Source organism: Parapedobacter indicus (genome assembly GCF_900113765.1).
In the GTDB taxonomy this organism is placed as follows: domain Bacteria; phylum Bacteroidota; class Bacteroidia; order Sphingobacteriales; family Sphingobacteriaceae; genus Parapedobacter; species Parapedobacter indicus.
The window spans coordinates 119478-137007 of record NZ_FOQO01000004.1 but is presented as its reverse complement, the minus strand read 5'-3'; the positions used below and the strand labels follow the sequence as shown (position 1 = coordinate 137007).

13 protein-coding genes are annotated in these 17530 nt (G+C 49.3%); 10 read left to right on the top strand and 3 right to left on the bottom strand.

The annotated features are described in order from the left end of the window. Nucleotides 1–4: 4 nt before the first annotated feature. From BMZ56_RS09625 to BMZ56_RS09595, 7 genes are all read left to right on the top strand, one after another. Entirely contained in the window at nucleotides 5–2992 is a 2988-nt protein-coding gene (locus BMZ56_RS09625) for a SusC/RagA family TonB-linked outer membrane protein (RefSeq protein ID WP_090626381.1), read from the top strand. A 10-nt stretch (nucleotides 2993–3002) separates the two neighbouring features. Further along, the gene (locus BMZ56_RS09620; protein ID WP_177195107.1) at nucleotides 3003–4529 is read left to right on the top strand and encodes a RagB/SusD family nutrient uptake outer membrane protein; all 1527 of its coding nucleotides are present in this window, start codon (nucleotides 3003–3005) and stop codon (nucleotides 4527–4529) included. Between the two features lie 73 nt (nucleotides 4530–4602). After that, on the top strand, nucleotides 4603–5523 hold the full coding sequence (locus tag BMZ56_RS09615; RefSeq protein ID WP_090626379.1) for a DUF6772 family protein: 921 nt from the start codon (nucleotides 4603–4605) through the stop codon (nucleotides 5521–5523). Between the two features lie 15 nt (nucleotides 5524–5538). After that, nucleotides 5539–5874: a hypothetical protein gene (locus BMZ56_RS09610; protein WP_090626378.1), complete on the top strand. Its 336-nt coding sequence runs from the start codon at nucleotides 5539–5541 to the stop codon at nucleotides 5872–5874. Between the two features lies 1 nt (nucleotide 5875). Beyond that, nucleotides 5876–7360, top strand: coding sequence for a sodium:solute symporter family transporter (locus tag BMZ56_RS09605; protein WP_090626377.1), 1485 nt, complete (start codon nucleotides 5876–5878; stop codon nucleotides 7358–7360). 10 nt (nucleotides 7361–7370) lie between these two features. After that, the gene (locus BMZ56_RS09600; RefSeq protein WP_177195106.1) at nucleotides 7371–8384 is read left to right on the top strand and encodes a hypothetical protein; all 1014 of its coding nucleotides are present in this window, start codon (nucleotides 7371–7373) and stop codon (nucleotides 8382–8384) included. After that, entirely contained in the window at nucleotides 8381–9274 is an 894-nt protein-coding gene (locus BMZ56_RS09595; protein ID WP_090626375.1) for a dihydrodipicolinate synthase family protein, read from the top strand. Before BMZ56_RS09600 ends, BMZ56_RS09595 begins: the two co-directional genes overlap by 4 nt. Before the next feature lie 63 nt (nucleotides 9275–9337). On the opposite strand, the gene BMZ56_RS09590 is transcribed toward BMZ56_RS09595, so the two are convergent. The 3 genes from BMZ56_RS09590 to BMZ56_RS09580 form a co-directional block, all read right to left on the bottom strand. Continuing rightward, a complete protein-coding gene (locus BMZ56_RS09590) occupies nucleotides 9338–10666 on the bottom strand; it encodes an ABC transporter permease (protein WP_090626374.1) in 1329 nt (442 codons plus the stop codon). Continuing rightward, entirely contained in the window at nucleotides 10641–11600 is a 960-nt protein-coding gene (locus tag BMZ56_RS09585; RefSeq protein WP_090626373.1) for an ABC transporter ATP-binding protein, read from the bottom strand. The genes BMZ56_RS09590 and BMZ56_RS09585 overlap by 26 nt, the downstream gene beginning before the upstream one ends. A 191-nt stretch (nucleotides 11601–11791) precedes the next feature. Further along, nucleotides 11792–14800 carry a TonB-dependent receptor domain-containing protein gene (locus BMZ56_RS09580; RefSeq protein ID WP_090626372.1) on the bottom strand — a complete coding sequence of 1003 codons (3009 nt, stop codon included), beginning with the start codon at nucleotides 14798–14800 and terminating at the stop codon, nucleotides 11792–11794. 198 nt (nucleotides 14801–14998) lie between these two features. On the opposite strand from BMZ56_RS09580, the gene BMZ56_RS09575 reads away from it, so the two are divergent. The 3 genes from BMZ56_RS09575 (at nucleotide 14999) to BMZ56_RS09560 (ending at nucleotide 17516) form a co-directional block, all read left to right on the top strand. Then, nucleotides 14999–15415, top strand: coding sequence for a DUF4890 domain-containing protein (locus tag BMZ56_RS09575; protein ID WP_090626371.1), 417 nt, complete (start codon nucleotides 14999–15001; stop codon nucleotides 15413–15415). A gap of 117 nt (nucleotides 15416–15532) precedes the next feature. Further along, nucleotides 15533–16378 carry a 3-hydroxybutyryl-CoA dehydrogenase gene (locus BMZ56_RS09570; RefSeq protein WP_090626370.1) on the top strand — a complete coding sequence of 282 codons (846 nt, stop codon included), beginning with the start codon at nucleotides 15533–15535 and terminating at the stop codon, nucleotides 16376–16378. A gap of 394 nt (nucleotides 16379–16772) precedes the next feature. Further along, entirely contained in the window at nucleotides 16773–17516 is a 744-nt protein-coding gene (locus tag BMZ56_RS09560; RefSeq protein WP_090626368.1) for an RluA family pseudouridine synthase, read from the top strand. The last annotated feature ends 14 nt before the right edge of the window (nucleotides 17517–17530 follow it).

The following is a 17530-nucleotide window of genomic DNA, read 5'->3' as shown; positions in this document are numbered from 1 at the left end:
CATTATGATGAAAACGATGATGTACCTCTGGTGCCTGGCCGGGCTATGCTTAGCTCCGTTTGCCCGGGCACAGCAAACCCTGACGGTTGTATCGGGTCAGGTAACGGATGCCGTCACCGGCGAACCGCTCACAGGAGCTACCGTTGCACTTAAAGCTTCGGTCGGAAGCACACAGACCGGTGCAGATGGGAAATTTCAACTCAGTCAGGTACCGGCGAATGCCATACTGGTAGCCTCATTTGTGGGGTATGGTATGGAAGAAGTGGCAGTAAAGGGACAGACGAACGTGCAAATTGCCCTACAGCCACAGAGCGCCCTTGATGAAGTGGTCGTGGTAGGGTATGGTACCCAACAGCGCAAAGACGTGACCGGAGCCGTGGCTTCGGTATCGGCCGCGCAGCTTGAGAAACAACCGGCGGCCAGCATGGACATGCTGCTGCAAGGCAAGGCATCCGGTGTGCAGATCAGCCAGTCGAGCGGTGCTCCCGGAGGGCGTGCAACCATCCGCATACGGGGGGCAAGCTCCGTGAATGCAGGTAATGAACCGCTGTTGGTTGTCGATGGCATTCCCATGTATAACAGCAGTAAAGATCCGGGAGGTACGTCATATGGCACGTTCAGCGCTACCAACGCACTGGCGTCTATCAACCCCAATGACATCCAGTCGGTCGAAGTGCTCAAAGATGCATCTGCAACGGCCATTTACGGCTCCCGTGGATCCAACGGCGTACTGATCATCACTACCAAACGTGGCAAATCGGGTAGTGCTCAGGTAAATTACAATGGGTACTACGGTTGGCAGCGCCCCCATACCAAGCTGGACCTGATGAATGGCGAGGAACACGCGGAATTTCTCAACGACTGGGCCGGGGCAAGCGATCTTCCTGCTCCGTTTGACAATCCCCAGGCCATCGGGCAGGGGACAGACTGGCAGGATCTCATCTTCCGCCAGGCGGGAATGACGGACCATCAGGTATCGATCTCCGGCGGTACGGAAAATACCCGGTATTTTATTTCGGGCAATTATTTTAATCAGGACGGTATTGTGATCAATTCAGGTATGGAGCGCTATGCCTTGCGGTTCAATATCGATCAACAGATTAACCAACGCCTGAAGTTCATTCAGTCACTCACGTTCAATCGGACCATTAATCGGTCGGTACCCATTGCCAACGCAGGATCTGACAATGTACGCTCGGCTGGCGAACGCGCTTATACGGCCTCACCAACGGCCACGCTTTTTGACGAGGACGACGCGTATACAACCAATTGGTACGGCATCAGTAAGCCCGAAAGTCCGGTGAATTCGCTGCTCACCACGCGCAACCGGCTGGAAGGCGACAACCTGCTTGGCAACATGGGGCTGGAATATACCATCGCCGAAGGGCTCACGGCGAAATCATCCATTGGTGTAAACCTGATGAACCGGGCCAACGAGGAGTTTTATCCGGGCGAGACCACGTACATCGGCGGCCTGTTTGGCGGCTTGGGTATTTTGGCCAACCGGCGAATTACCAATATACTCAACGAAAATGTGGTTACCTATCGAACTTCCTTTGCTGACCGGCACCGCCTGGAGGCGACAGGCGGGTTCACCTGGCAAACGGAAACTAATCGTAGCTCGTCTACGCAGCCCACTGGCTTTCCAAATGATCTGCTGGGTACCGATGCCATCGGAGGTACCACAGGCACACCGGTAATCGATTCCGACCTCAGCGATTGGTCCATTGCTTCGTTCCTTGCCCGCGTAAACTATCAATTCAATGACCGCCTGCTGGCCACGGCCACCATCCGCGCCGATGGCTCCTCCAAATTTGCCAAGGGCAATCAATGGGGATACTTTCCTTCCGTGGCATTAGGCTACCGACTCTCCGAAGAAGATTTCATCAAGAATACCGGGGTCTGGGACGACCTGAAAATTCGTGGCAGCTATGGGGTAACCGGGAATCAGGAAATCGGTAACTATCAGTCATTGGCACGTCTGGTAACCGACCTATTGTATATCTTCGATAACCAGCTAATAAATGGTGCGCGTCAAACGAGCCTCGCCAACCAGACGCTTACCTGGGAGAAATCCGCCCAATGGGATGTCGGCTTCGACATGGGCTTCTGGAACAACAGGCTGCGCCTGGTATTCGATTATTACAAGAAAAATACGCACGATCTGTTGTTCACCATCAACCTGCCGGCCTATTCGGGGTACAGGACCGCGCTTTATAATACCGGTCAACTCGAAAATCGGGGCGTAGAGATCGAGCTGAGTGCCGACCTCTTCCAAAATGATTTTACATGGTCTGTACAGGGAAATTACGCATATAATCGGGCTAAAATGGTATCGCTCGGCCGCTCGGGCTCTACCTCGTTATTTCTGGGGTATGCACCCGGTGTAAATCTTAGCTATATCTACGAGGGTATCTTTCATAACGATGCGGAGATCGCGGCACAAAGCTACCAAACCGGAGTTCAACCTGGAGACATCCGTTACAAGGATGTAAATAACGATGGACAGTTCAATGCTGATGACCGCGGTATTGTGGGCAATCCGCAGCCGAAGCACATTTTTGGACTCAATAACCAATTGGCTTATAAAGGGCTGTCGCTGGGCATCTTTCTGCAGGGGGAATTGGGACGCGAAGGCAATCGCATTTCCCGACTATTCGACCCCTCGGAAGTGGCTAGCAATAAGGCGCATGAACTGGTAAATCGGTGGTCACCCGATAATCCCAACGGCACATTGCCGCGCGCTGGAGTAGGCAATTGGCTCAGCTCCACGTATCTGTTACAGGATATGTCGTACATTAAGTTGCGCAACGTGCAACTGGGGTATCAGGTGCCTGGCCGCATCGTAGGTATCCGCAGTTTGCAGGTATACTTGTCGGGTCAAAATCTGGTGACTTTCACCCGTGACGGTTTCTTCGGGTATGATCCCGACGGTGGCAACGGTTATCCCACCGCCAGCACCGTATTATTGGGATTGAACATTGGCTTTTAATTACATGGTTATGAAAAAGACACGCAACACATTACTAAAAGGACTCTGCTGCTTCGGCTTGATCCTTGGACTGACTTCTTGCGAGAAATTCCTCGAAGAAACGCCGCATAGCTTTCTGGCTCCTGAAAATTATTACCAAAATGCAGACGACGCACTTTCTGCACTCGTAGGCGCATACGTAGGTTTAGGCGACGGTGCCAACACCTTCTTGGCGCGGCGGGTGCATTACCTGACGTGGTTTCCGGCCGACGAGGCTTATACACCTACATTGGCCGCGCAGCGCCAACTTGATAATTTTTCCTTTAATGCAGACCACGAGGATGTACGCAATGTGTGGACCCATATGTACGACGCGATTAACCGCGCCAACATTGTCGTTGGCCGCTTGGCGACTATCAATATGGACGAGAATCTCAAACAGCAATACATTGCCGAAGCACGATTTATCCGCGGATTGTGTTATTTCTACGGGGTAAGGCTCTACGGTGGCATACCGTTGATTACCCAAGAAGTAACTTCGGTAGATGAGGTGGCAGACGTTACACGGGCGTCCGTGGCCGACATATACACCCAAGTTATCGATGACCTTACAGCGGCGGCAGATGTGTTGCCTTCCACCAACCAACAAGGAAGGGCCACCAAGGGGGCTGCCAAAGGACTGCTCGCAAAAGCTTACCTGACACGGGCAAGCAGCGATGTTTCAGAAAGCACAGATTACCAGCGATGTGCCGACCTGGCCGCTGAGGTGATTGCCATGCCCGAACATCACCTCACGCCAAATTATCAGGATGCCATCGGCGCAGCCAATAAATTTAATCCCGAATCACTCTTCGAATGGCAAGCCGACCGTATTCTTACTCCAGTGGGCAAGCAGAGCATTTTTGGTCAGTTCACACTTCCGCGCGACATCGTCGGCCTGGTGCCTGAAGCGGGGCAGACCGGCGAAAGCCAGATTGTGAGTGAGATTGCCTTCTTCAACCGGTACGATGACCGCGACTATCGCAAAGAATCCACGTTCATCACCTCGGGCATCAATCGTCAAGGGGAAGAGGTTACCTGGCAGCAGTTTACCTTCCCTTTTCCGGCACCGGCATGGAAATATGTAGACCGGACGGCGACTACCCGTAATGCCTATGCATTTAACGCCAACTATGTGGTGTTACGCCTAGCGGATGTGTATCTGATGCGTGCCGAGGCACTTAATGAGATCAACGGACCTACCGAAGAGGCCTATGCGATGATCAATGCGATCCGTGAGCGGGCACGCAATCGCGATGGAAATAACGTAAATGGTTTTCCCGAAAATCTCTCGGGTCTGACGAAGGAAGAGTTCCGCGATGCCGTGCTCAACGAACGGGCCGTCGAATTGGGCTTTGAAGGACACCGCTGGTTTGACCTGGTGCGTACCAAGCGCCTTGTTGAGATTATCAAGGCGGTTCATCCCGATTACCCGGTCGCTGAAAAGCATTACCTCTTCCCAATACCGGCAGATGAATTGATTATCAATCCCAATCTTGAACAAAATCCAGGATGGTAACCATGGATACCTCACGCATAGCAGCCGGCATCCAACCAAGGATATTAACGTATGATACATACTTGCTAAATTGATGAATAGAATGCTAGATTACCGACTGGACAAGTTCCAACCTTTGAAGCACATCCTTTGTTTCGACGACTTTGACAATGGGTTGTGCGGATGGACAAACCTGATGCCTAATTATACGCTAGATAACTTCGGTGTACGTGACAGTATAGTGGAAAAAACCCAATGGGGGCCAATTATGCTAAGCTCCGGTACGTTTCGTTTTTCGGGTACACACGGATCGATGGATGGAATCTACTCGCTGAAATTGGCCACGCGGCCAGTAGCGAACCCCTACCAGGAACCGCCGGCGCCGGGGAGTATCAGCCATGCCATCAAGCGGTTGACCATGCATCGGAAACCCAATCGCTTACAATTTGAAATGTGGTACGCGTATACAACCGAACAGGACCGGTCTGGCCTGAGCGAAAACGACATTCGGGCTTTCGGCGTGAGTTTCGATATGCAAGATGCTAAGGCCCGAAATTTCGTAGGCGTGCGTTACGTCAACTCGGTAAATGGAGAATTGAAGAAGGAATGGCAGGTGATGCAAGCCAATGATGTATCGGACAATGATTGGGCATACGGTACCGATGGCGACTGGTGCAAGCGTGGGGTGGACCCGATGTGGTACGGTCGCCGTTATCCGGATGGCCGCGCCGACGGTTATCAGTTCGTGCCCGATAGCCGACAGGAGCTTTGCTATAACGAAAGCGATGACAAAATCAACTGGCTTTACCTGCGTCTTACCTATGACCTGCATGAGCGGCGTTACGTAGAACTGCAATCGCGCGACAAAGTGTTTGATCTGGGGCAGTTCCAGCCTACGGACGTACCCCCATATGCACGCATCGAAGGGTTGTTAAATCCGGTAATATGGATTGAAAATGACAGTGACCGCCGCATATTTCTTTTTGTAGATTCGGTAGTGATTTCTGTAGATTAACGAGAGGGAAAGACAATGAGACAATTCCAAACGAGCACGCTCGAACAACGTAAAACATTCGACACGGATTTTGAAACACACCCGTTGGAGGTGGCCTGGGCTTCGGAAGCTATCTTCTTCGTTGATGTGGAACAATTGGACGAAGGTAGCGGAAGCCTGCACCTGAAGGTGCAAATCAGCGTAGACGGCGTAAATTGGCTGGATGAAGGTACAATTTTCGAACCGATAAGGGTCAAGGAACGGGCTTTTCGGCGGGTGAGTCACTTTGGTGGTTGGCTGCGCCTGAAAGGGGAGTTGTTGGAAAGTGGAAGCTTATATAAAGCGACTATACACTTGGTAATCAAAGAATAATATGCATGTCGTCGATGTGATTTTAGTAATTGCCTATTTTGTGGCAGTTGTATGGGTGGCCAGCTTTTTCAGCAAGTCGCAGAAGTCGCTCAAAGACTTTCTCATGGGGGGAGGCGAAATACCCTGGTGGGCAGCAGCCATGGCGGGTATCGCCACTGTAACCAGTGCTATTTCCTACATCGGGGCGGTGGGTCTGGGTTTCTCTACTGATTTTTCTTTCTTGCAATACCGGTTGGCAGTGCCTATTGCGGTAGCCATTATCTGCATCGTCGTATTGCCTTTTTTCTTCCGATTACGCCTCTATTCCATTTACGAATATCTCGAAAAGCGTTTCAGTCCGGTGTTGCGTCTGTTAGCCAGTGGGCTTTTCATCGGATTTAAATGTGCATTTCTCGCCGTAGGCATCTATGCTCCCGCGCTCGTGTTAAGTGTGTTAACCGGTGTCGATCCATTGTGGATCGTATTGGTAACGGGTGTAGTGACCACCTGTTACACGCTGATGGGCGGTCTGAAAGCAGTGATTTGGACGGACGTGCCCCAGCTACTGATTATGATGGGCGGCATTTTTGTGGTGATTTTTATTGCGGTTTCCAAGATTGAAGGTGGATTTGAACAGGTGTTTGACGTAGCTCGTCAGCACGGGAAATTTAATTACTTTAATTTTTCTACAGACGTAACAGATACCTATACCATTTGGAGTGGTATTATTGGCGGTACGTTTCTGATCATTTCGCAGTTTGGTACTGATCAGTCGGAAATGCAGCGGTTCTTGTCGGTTAGTTCGTTGCGGAAAGCTAACTACGCATTTGTAACCTCTTTGCTTGTCGCTTCCGTGATTGGATTTCTTATTTTCTTCGAGGGCGCGGTCCTGTTTGCGTTTTATGCCCAGGAAAATAATGTAAACATCCCCACTAACGAAGTGTTCATCCATTTTGTTATCCACGAATTGCCCGTTGGCCTAAAAGGGCTGATCGTATCGGCGCTGTTCGCCGCCTCAATGTCTACGATCAGCTCTGTTCTCAACTCGATGACCACGGTTTTCATGGCCGATTTCTACCGGCGGTTCAAAAAGCGCGACGGCTCGGTGCGACTGGCGCGCAGAATGACCTTAGTATTTGGTTTAGTTGCAACCCTATTGGCATGTATGGGGGGGCTGCTGGGTAACCTGCTGGAAGCTTCTACCTCGATCATTAATTTTTTCGGTGGTGCATTGGTGGGAGTTTTCTTATTGGGGATGCTCAGCAAACGGGCAGAAAGTCGGGGCGCCATCTTTGGGTTTTTAGGGGGCTTCTCTGCGGTATTGGTAACTGCGCTGGTAACAGAAGTATCGTTTATGTGGTATAGCGCCATCGGTGGCCTCACCACCCTGATTGTTGGAGAACTGGTCAGCCGGCTTTCCGGTCGCAGGCCGAATGAGGATCAACTTCGATTGGTGTTTAGCAGAAAGAAAATCACAGGAGATAATGCGTACAGTAATCGTCGTTAACTTGTTGTGGATGAGTATGATTTACATAACCGGAAAAGCACATCCCGTACGGCTTCCCGACTTCCCGAATAGCTTGGGAATAGCAGGCGCTTATCTGGGTGTGAGCAACAACGTGGTAATCGTTGCGGGTGGATCTCATTTCAATAAACCCCAATGGAGCGGTGGGACCAAGCAACTGCTTGACGACATCTGGGTGCTCCGCGGGAACGCCGATGGCGGATATGAATGGATAGCTATGGGAAAGTTGCCTTTCCGCGTATCGAACGGCGCTTCGGCGACTACGCCTCAAGGCGTTATCTGCGTCGGCGGAGCCACGGATACCGGGGAATCCGATGCTGTTTTTTTACTTACCTGGGATACGGTAAGGCAGACCGTTCGGCTCAAAGAATTGCCACGGCTGCCACAGCCATGCGCCTATCTGAGTGCGATTGTCTCAGCAGGCCGCGTGATAGTGGCCGGCGGAAAGAACACGGATTGTCCCAACGGGATGGACAACTGGTGGATGCTCGACTTTCAACGAAAGCCATCGGCAAACTGGCAACGCCTTGGACCGTTGCCTTCATCACGCCATGGTGTAGTCTTAGCTTCCTTAGCGAAAGATGGTAAGCATTATCTTTTGTTAGGATCTGGCAAATCTGGGACTGATTACCTGACCGATTTATACCGGTGTCCAATCGATGAAAAGACCGGCGCCTGGGAACGATTGGACGATATGCCGCGGGCAGCTTTGGTGGCACCAACGGTGTCAACAGACGGCCAGGTGATGTGGGTCCTCGGGGGATCAGATGGTGTCAATATTACCAACCGTCTCACCATGCGCGACGAATATCACCTGAACCGTACCATACTCCGGTATGATGTATCTACAGATACATGGACTGTTGTGGGAACATTACCCGAAGGAGTTGTGTCGACGCAAGCATTGCCATGGAAGGGCGGTGTACTGCTAGTGGGAGGTGAACTGGGTAACGCCATGCGTAGCCGGAAAGTGTGGTTGTACAATGAATTAATTACAAAAAAATGAAGAAAATAGAAGGATTAATAGCTGCGGCGTTTTCGACGCTGAATAATGATCATTCAGTTAATCTGGATGTCATACCAGCCTTGGTGGGAAAATTTGTGAAGGATGGTCTGAAAGGCGTTTTTGTGTGTGGAACGAACGGCGAAGGCCCCAACCTGACCCTTGACGAACGCATGCAGGTGGCCGAAGCATACGTGAAGGCCGCAAAAGGAAGATTGCTGGTCATGGTCCACGTAGGGCACACTACGATCAGTGAAGCCCGCAAGCTGGCAGTACATGCCCAAACCATCGGAGCCGATGCAATTTCGGCCGTAGCGGCGTTTTATTTCAAACCGGCGTCTACGGAGTTACTGGTTGATAGCCTCGCGGAAATTGCTTCCGCGGCACCCCAGCTTCCGTTTTACTATTATCACATACCGGCGGTAACCGGGGTTTCGGTAGACATGATTAACTTTCTCCATCTCGCTGAACCACGGATACCAACGCTGGCTGGTATTAAGTATACAGCCGCAACCCTCCACGAATACCAGGCTTGCTTGAACTACAAGGAAGGTAAATTCGATATACTCTATGGCTACGACGAGTTGCTGCTCAGTGCACTGGCTGTGGGTGCTAGGGGAGCGATCGGCAGTACCTACAATTTCGCGGCACCGCATTATTATGAGGTAATGCGCCTCTTTCACGCCGGTAGGTTGGAAGCCGCACAGCAGAAACAGCTCCAACTGGTGGAAATGATCCGCGCCTTTTTGAAATTTTCTCCCATACCAGCGCAAAAAGAAATCATGAACCTATGTGGCCTTAACCTCGGACCTTGCCGGCTTCCGTTGGGCCAACTGTCTGCGTCCGACCAGGTGACGCTGCGCGAATCACTGGATGCCATCGCATTCCGTTAGAAAAAAATCCGATCCCTATAAATGGGATCGGATCCAATCATACTAACTATTAAAAACTAAAAATCAATTTTTATAACGAAGCCATTTCACCAACTCCTTGTAACTTGCTTTCTTGCCATACATCAGGATACCGACACGGTAAATGCGCGCTGCTACCCAGGTAGTGAAGATAAACCCACCAATCAGCAGTAGCAATGACAAACCGATCTGCCACCCCGGAACTCCAAAAGGTATGCGGACCAACATGGCAATGGGAGATGTAAACGGTATCATACTCAGCCAAAAAGCTAACGGGCCATTCGGGTCGTTGACTAATACGCCAAACGAAAGTATATAGGTAAAGAGCAAGGGTATCGTAATCGGAAACATAAACTGCTGCGTTTCCGTTTCACTATCCACTGCCGAGCCGACGGCCGCAAACAGTGCACTGTAAAGCAGATAACCACCGAAGAAATACAACAGAAAGGTAGTAATGATCGCTTGGAAATCCACCTTATTCAGCTCCTGCTTAACGGTACCGAACATGCCCATTTGGGGCTTTGCAAGTTGCGTCTCGCCATTTGATAGTGCCTGCTGCTGCTCGATCTGCGTCTTAATGTCCTCGCCGTCTACTAAACCGGCGCTCGCTACGCCCACCAATGTCGTAGAGAGGATAATCCAGAGAATGAACTGGGTGAGCCCTACCAATCCGATGCCCACAATCTTGCCCATCATCAGTTGGAAAGGTTTAACCGACGAGATAATCACTTCCACAATGCGGCTGTTTTTCTCCTCGATGACGCCCCGCATCACTTGCGACCCATATAAAAACAAACAGATATATACCACAATGGAAAGCGACATGGCAATGCCCATCGCCGCGCCTGCGCTGCTGTCTTTTTCACCCTCATCCGTGATTTCTTTGGCAGAAATCGTCACCTCGGGACGGATATTTTCCACCGTGGCGCGATCAATGCCGGCATTCGCAAACGCAATATCGCGTAATACGTTTTCCAGTTGACGGCTAATATCGCCCTGGATGGTTAGACTAGCGGTCTCTTTAGCGATCAATTCGGCATGGGAAGAAGTGGTAATGTCCGGAGGAATGATCAGCAGAAAATTCTTGCCTTCTCCATCCAGCATGTGTGCTCGTTCGTCTGCTGTATTTTCCGCCGTTTTTACCGGGATAAAAGTGATGTTTTTCGTGCTTTCAATCTTTCCGGCGAACAAGCCACTTTGGTCGACCACGTGAACTGTAGCCTTGTTATTTTCAAAGCTCCGCGCCGTTAGATAGATGGTGAGGGCATAAATGCCAATGATAACCAGAGGTACGAGAAAGGTAACCAATAGAAAAGACCGTTTCTTTACCCGGCTGAGGTATTCACGCTTAATGATGAGTAATATCTTGTTCATTCGTGTGTTTCAATAAGGGATATGACGCCTGGACGGTTACCTGCTGTACAAAAATATCGTGTATACTGGGAATAATTTCCTTTAATTCGTGGATTTGGACCCGGGGAATAAGGTACATCAATACGTCGTTGATCGTCTTTCCCTGCGCAATTTTAACGGTAAGTGTGGTGCTTTCCTCCGGTGTGCCTACCTGATCTTCGATTGTAAAAAGCCCGTCCACGGCCAACAAGGGCTCAGGGGAAGGCAGGTGTGCTATCCGGTACGTGTTGGTTCGATAAACATTTTTGATATCGCTTAGCTTGCCGTCCAATATCTTTTTGGATTTATTGATGAGGACAATACTATCACAAAGTTCCTCCACGGATTCCATCCGGTGCGTCGAAAAAATCAGGGTGGCACCGCTGCGATTGAGCGAAAGTATTTCCTCTTTGATGATATTAACGTTTACGGGGTCAAAGCCCGAAAAGGGTTCGTCCAGTATGATCAGGTCCGGCCGGTGCACCACGGTAGCCACAAATTGCACTTTCTGTTGCATGCCTTTGCTCAGATCCTCAACCTTTTTGTGCCACCAGCTTTGCATTTCCATCTTTTCAAACCAATGCTTGATGCGTTCGGTGGCCTCTTTCCGGGAAAGGCCCTTTAGTTGGGCCAGATAGAGCATTTGCTCGCCAATTTCCATCTTTTTGTACAGTCCCCGTTCTTCAGGAAGATAGCCGATGCGGCCAATATGGGATGGATTGAGCCGTTCACCGTCAAAGTAAATTTCGCCGCTGTCGGGAGCCGTGATCTGGTTGATGATGCGGATGAGTGATGTTTTGCCTGCCCCATTAGGACCGAGCAGTCCGAAGATGCTGCCTTTTTCTACCTGGATGGAGACATCATCCAACGCGCGGTGATTGGCATATTGTTTTACGATGTTTCTGATTTCCAGCATATGTGTGTTCTGTGGTTCATTTGTCCTTTTTGACGGCCAATGGGGGGATTTGTTACAGCAGGGTTGTCGGATATTAATTTAGCGGCATCGAAAAGAACAACGGCTGGAAGAGAAAGAACAGATGCCGCAGATTCCGCTTGATCCGCGGCATCATTCAAAAATTGATTGCGATACCTTACACTATTTCGTGATTAATTCAGTAACTCGTCAAACAGAATGGATACGTAATATAATCCTCCAACGGACGGATTGCCCCAACCGGTTGTATACAATTTACTGCCTATATTGGTGCCACCTAATTTCACAATGGATTTGATACCGGGAATTTTCTTACTTATTTGTGCATCAAACGTGGAAAATGCCGGTATGATGGATTGCCTGGCCACATTGATAGCCGGTGTACCAATCGTTCCATTCCACAGAAATTCGGTTTGATGACGGAACGTAAGACCAAAGCCCCATCCGGTTCGTTTGATATCCCGATTGGAAAGTCCTACATTGAACCGATATTCCGGTGAGTTGAACGATGTAATAAATGAGGGATCCCGTTCACGGATTTTGTCGCCGTTGAGCAGTACATTCTGAGTGACATTGCCCGTGAGTGTAAACCCATTTCCGATGAGGTAATCCAATCCGATGCCCCATCCGGAATTTTTGATAGTTTGGGGAGCATTTAACGGCATGCTATATACGGTGCGGCGAGTAGGATCCGCCAGGTCTGCCAGCGAACCGCCCGGGTCTTTTAGTTGTACCAGCACGGCAGCTCCTTCGAATGTAAGGAACCGGTTGTAATAATAAAACAGATCAACGAACAGCCGGTTGTCAATAGCACTTTTATAGCCCACTTCGTAAGTTTCCACTTTCTCAGGCTCCCATTCTTTGAATTGGTAAGGCGTGGGGTTTCCATTTTGGACATCAGACAGGGCATATACCGGATTTTCGATCATGTTATATCGTTCGCGGAATAGGGGTAGGCCACCCACCAGGTGTGCTTGGGGAGTCACCAGGTCTATGTATTGATTTTGGGTGGTGGGGATGCGGAATCCGCGTTGAAAAGATGCCCGGAAGTTATGATGCTCGGCAACTGTAAGTACACCCGATACACGGGGGCTGAATTGTCCTTTAAAGTTTTCATTTTTGTCGTAACGCAGGGATGCCGTAAGTTTAAAAATATCGTTGAAATTGCGTCCTGCTTGTACATAGGCACCGTATTCGCGGATATTGAACTCTTCGCCATTGTCCTGCAGCGCAAACAAAGTGCCTTCCGAGTTGAGGTCGTAAACCCGGTAATTGGCACCCGCGATCAGTTCGACAACAGCCGGATCTATCTGCCGCTTGAAATTGTACATCGCTTCGGCGTGGTACATGTTGGATCGATCGAGGAAATTGGCTCCGGTAGGGATCGCGCGTGTTTTAATATCGGCTATCGAAGTTTCAAAGTCGGAGCCGCCGGGGAGGTACATGCCGTTTGCGGTCGCTAAAGCGGGGGTCATGGCGTTACGCATCCATTCTTCTCGATTCGCTCCAGCATAGGCGTTTGCTGCCCCGCGTGCCGCCTCTACAGCCATGCTGTGGCTGGCTCCGCCGCCCATTGCCTGTTGATAGGCTGTCAGGAAAGCGCCCGCATATTGGGTGTATGCATTTTGGACAAAGGCGGGTGCTCCTGTACCGATGGCTGTCTGCAGATAGCGTTGGCCCATTAGGCTGGCCAGTACACCCAGTGCGTGGGCATCACCGGAATTTTCACGTGTGGTATACCCCCTTACAAAGAAGTTGTCGCCCCGCAATTCAGTCTTATATTGCCCCAAAGTGAAATTTTGGATGTTGTATCGGTCGGCTGCCGTATAGACCGTAGATCCTTTTCCCCAATTGGCTTGGAGGATGGCTTCGATCTCGTCGTTGATCCGGTAATGCAGGGACGCATTCAGCTTGAGGCTCTTTGTCGGGTAGTCGGTCAGCCGCTGTTCGGAATAGCCCGGTGCAGGCTGATAATATTGGGGCACCATATTCTCGAAGATAGACCGCGTGACGCCGAGCTGGGCGATCGGATCTGAGCCTCCGATAAACTGCGGCAATGTCTGATTGCCGATCTGCGGAATCGGTGTTGCAAAGATGGCACCCATGGCTGCCGAGCTGCCATTGGACCCATCGCCCGGCTGTCCGTTGGCATATAGGATATCATACAGGTTGGCACCCACCTCACCATACCAGTTTACCCCATCGTAAGTAGGATTGCCTTGTACGTTGCCGGTATTGTTGGAGAGATTGGTTTCGTTGGTTAAACTTTGATCGCGGTAGTCAGTTGCCTGCCAATCGTCGGCCGTGAGATAAGCGACATTCGCCTTAATCGCAAACCGGTCGTTGAATGCCTTCGCAAATCGAACCGCCACATCGTAAAACCCTGTATTCCGTTGGGTACGGTTGGATGCACTCATCACACCCGTTTTTACATAGGCACTTACGCCTTGGTAAACAAACGGCGATTTGCTATTCATCAGCAGGAGGCCGTTGACCGCATTGGGACCATACAGCGCCGATGCCGCTCCGGGAAGAAGTTCAACGCTTTCGACGTCGAGTTCAGACATGCCGACCACATTACCAACCGGAAAGTTAAGGCCAGGGGCTTGGTTATCCATTCCGTCAACCAATTGCACCAAGCGGATGTTGCCATTGGACCCAAAACCCCTCGTATTAACAGAACGAAAGGTGAGCGACTGGGTACTCATTTCAACGCCTTTCAGATTTTGTAAGGCGTCGTAGAAGGTAGGCTGTGGACTCTCTCGAATACCCAATACATTCAGCTTTTCAATAGATACCGGTGATTTCATCACACTTTCCTCTACACGCGATGCCGAAACGACGACTTCAGAAGCCATAATGGACTGTTCTTCCAGCGTGATGGTTAAATCTTCTGTCGCTTGGCTTAGTACAATTTCCTGTGAGTTAAAGCCAAGGGATGATACGATGAGCGTAAAAGGAGGAGAATCGTTGATGCGCAAGGTAAACCTTCCTTCGGTGTTGGTGGTAGTTCCGACTACTTTTCCCTTTACTTGAATACTGACACCAATCAAGGGAGTTGCGGATGCATCGGTTACGGTGCCGGAAAGTATAGTCTGGGCGAAAGCCGGAGAAAAACTGAATTGAAGCGCGAACAGCCATATAAACCATCCGATGTGCTTTGAGGTAAATGGTCTTTTCATAATGGTAAATTATAAGGGGCGTATACAAGGATACGAAATATTCCCCGGGACGCGAAATGGACTGCCTATATTTTTTCCAGAGATTTTAACATTTTTTAACAGAGGGGCAGTTAAACTTTTCCCTGCAAACCCGCTCTTACAAATACAAACAATGGGAAATAGTTAACGGTTTTCCAAAAGTAACGAAAGGAGCATACGATGAGAAATGCAGCATTGATTACGCTATTGATTTCAGCCATCACATTCACGGCGTTTGGTCAGGAACATCGCGTTCACCGGCAGTCCAAGAGTGCCGAAGAGATTGCCAAGACGCGTACGGATCAATTGACGGAAAGCCTCGGCCTGAATGAAAAACAGCAAAAAGAAGTTTATGCCCTGAACCTGGAAAGGGCAGAGAAAATAAAAACAGCGCGCAAAGACCGGTTGGCCAGAGGGGAAGCGATGCGGGACGAGATGAAGGCCGACCGCGAGCGCCTGAATAGCATCCTTACCGAAGAGCAACGGGAGATGCTGAAACAACAGCAGGCCGATCGTGCGGCAAAATTCAAAGCGCGGCAGGAAGGTCGAAAGGATGGTCGGTTCAGAGACGGCAAAAGCCGCAATCGAATGAAGTAAGGTTAACGATTAATTGTTCTATAGTTTTTTGGTTAAGTTTGATGATGAGCGCCCACGCCGCCTCTTGGCGGGTGGGCGTTTTTTCGTTATGTTTGCCTTGTATCAATATCATACAGTATGCAGCATATCAGCGTTGTCGGATCGGGCACCATGGGAAACGGAATTGCCCATACATTTGCTCAATTTGGGTTTAATGTGGCGCTGATTGATACCCAATCGACCGCTTTACAGCGGGCCATTAAAACAATAAGCAACAACCTGGACCGTCAGGTCAAAAAAGAAATTTTGACGGCAGCAGATAAAGTGAGCACGTTGTCACGTATTGTGACCTACACCAATCTCAACGAAGGCGTAAAAAAGGCCGATCTCGTCGTGGAGGCCGCCACAGAAAACGAATCGATTAAGTTGGATATATTCAGAGAACTGGATCGGTTGTGCCCGGAACACACCTTATTAGCTAGTAATACGTCGTCGATTTCCATTACCGAAATAGCATCGGTCACGCAGCGGGCCGATCGGGTAATCGGTATGCATTTCATGAATCCGGTACCCGTCATGAAATTGGTTGAAGTAATCAAGGGATATACTACATCAGTTGAGACAACAAATACAATCATAACACTTTCCAGGAAGTTGGATAAAGTTCCAGTTGAGGTGAATGACTATCCAGGTTTCGTTGCCAACCGCATTTTAATGCCTATGATTAATGAAGCCATCTATACGCTATACGAGGGAGTGGCTGATGTGGAAGCGATCGATACGGTCATGAAGTTGGGTATGGCCCACCCGATGGGACCGTTGGAGCTGGCGGATTTTATCGGCTTGGATGTATGTCTGTCTATTTTGCGCGTGCTGTATGAGGGATTTGGCAATCCGAAATATGCGCCTTGTCCGCTGTTGGTAAAGATGGTGACGGCAGGCAAACTGGGAAAGAAGACAGGAGCCGGGTTTTATAAATATTAATTCTATTTAAACTTTCTTTAAAAGAAATCATGTCCTTTTTACTTGGTTTTCACTCCCTCTAAACGTGTGCTAAATTTACAGTTTACTTTGATTTAAATCGAGTTTCATTCGGAGTTTATTCGGATCTTATTCGGAAGCTAACCGAATAAACTAAAAGTGAAATGAGATTAATAACTATCGTGTTTTACAATTAATAGTAGTTTTGGTGTAAGTTTAGATAGGGTTTTGGGATAGGGCGATACCGGTATTGCGGAAAACTTGTATATGAGCACATTTTTATCGTAGTTTGTACCCATGAACCCGACATGATCAAAATAACCATTGCCTGTGTGCTGAATGGTTATTTTGATCATCAAAGGCTCCATCTGACAACTGAAAAATAAAAAATAAACAGATGAAAGTGCTTGATGGCCATGTAGCTAAAATTCCTCAGTTTGCCGACTTGATCGTTCACGAAGATGACAATCTCATTGTGATCAACAAACCGCCATTTTTGGCATCATTGGATGAACGTGAAGGAGGGGAGATGAGTGTTTTACGCTTGGCAAAGCGATATCACGCGGATGCGCAAGTATGCCATAGGCTTGACAAAGAGACTTCCGGTTTGTTATTAATCGCAAAGAACCCGGAGACCTATCGGTTGGTTTCCATCGAGTTTGAGCGGAGGCGGGTTGCTAAGATATACCATGCCGTTATTGAGGGTACCCATCAATTTGAAGACCTTTTGGTCGATCTGCCGATCCTTAATTTGGGCAACAAAAATGTCACCATTGATCGTGCTAATGGCAAGCGTGCCGAGACTTATTTTAAGTCCCTGCGCTATTTCAAACACTACACATTGGTAGAATGTCGTCCAGTAACCGGGCGTATGCACCAAATCCGTATCCACTTGGCTACCCAACATGCGGCTATTGTGGGGGATACACTTTATCGGGGTAAGCCGGTTTATCTCTCCCAAATCAAAAAACGTGGATTTACCATTGGAAAAGGGCAGGAGGAACAGCCAATCATGAAACGGTTCGCATTGCATGCCCATCAACTTGACTTTAGTATCGACGGTAAGGACTATCATTTTGAAGCGCCTTATCCTAAAGATTTTGCTACACTGCTCCGCCATCTGGAAAAGTTTGACGACTGAGAATCAAGAAGCTA

What these genes read in the sequence shown, in the direction of transcription:
- BMZ56_RS09575 (WP_090626371.1), top strand. Translation starts at nt 14,999, where the DNA reads ATGAGAAATGCAGCATTGATTACGCTATTGATTTCAGCCATCACATTC.
- BMZ56_RS09560 (WP_090626368.1), top strand. Translation starts at nt 16,773, where the DNA reads ATGAAAGTGCTTGATGGCCATGTAGCTAAAATTCCTCAGTTTGCCGAC.
- BMZ56_RS09595 (WP_090626375.1), top strand. Translation starts at nt 8,381, where the DNA reads ATGAAGAAAATAGAAGGATTAATAGCTGCGGCGTTTTCGACGCTGAAT.
- BMZ56_RS09600 (WP_177195106.1), top strand. Translation starts at nt 7,371, where the DNA reads ATGAGTATGATTTACATAACCGGAAAAGCACATCCCGTACGGCTTCCC.
- BMZ56_RS09615 (WP_090626379.1), top strand. Translation starts at nt 4,603, where the DNA reads ATGAATAGAATGCTAGATTACCGACTGGACAAGTTCCAACCTTTGAAG.
- BMZ56_RS09620 (WP_177195107.1), top strand. Translation starts at nt 3,003, where the DNA reads ATGAAAAAGACACGCAACACATTACTAAAAGGACTCTGCTGCTTCGGC.
- BMZ56_RS09580 (WP_090626372.1), bottom strand. Translation starts at nt 14,800, where the DNA reads ATGAAAAGACCATTTACCTCAAAGCACATCGGATGGTTTATATGGCTG.
- BMZ56_RS09590 (WP_090626374.1), bottom strand. Translation starts at nt 10,666, where the DNA reads ATGAACAAGATATTACTCATCATTAAGCGTGAATACCTCAGCCGGGTA.
- BMZ56_RS09570 (WP_090626370.1), top strand. Translation starts at nt 15,533, where the DNA reads ATGCAGCATATCAGCGTTGTCGGATCGGGCACCATGGGAAACGGAATT.
- BMZ56_RS09610 (WP_090626378.1), top strand. Translation starts at nt 5,539, where the DNA reads ATGAGACAATTCCAAACGAGCACGCTCGAACAACGTAAAACATTCGAC.
- BMZ56_RS09625 (WP_090626381.1), top strand. Translation starts at nt 5, where the DNA reads ATGATGAAAACGATGATGTACCTCTGGTGCCTGGCCGGGCTATGCTTA.
- BMZ56_RS09585 (WP_090626373.1), bottom strand. Translation starts at nt 11,600, where the DNA reads ATGCTGGAAATCAGAAACATCGTAAAACAATATGCCAATCACCGCGCG.
- BMZ56_RS09605 (WP_090626377.1), top strand. Translation starts at nt 5,876, where the DNA reads ATGCATGTCGTCGATGTGATTTTAGTAATTGCCTATTTTGTGGCAGTT.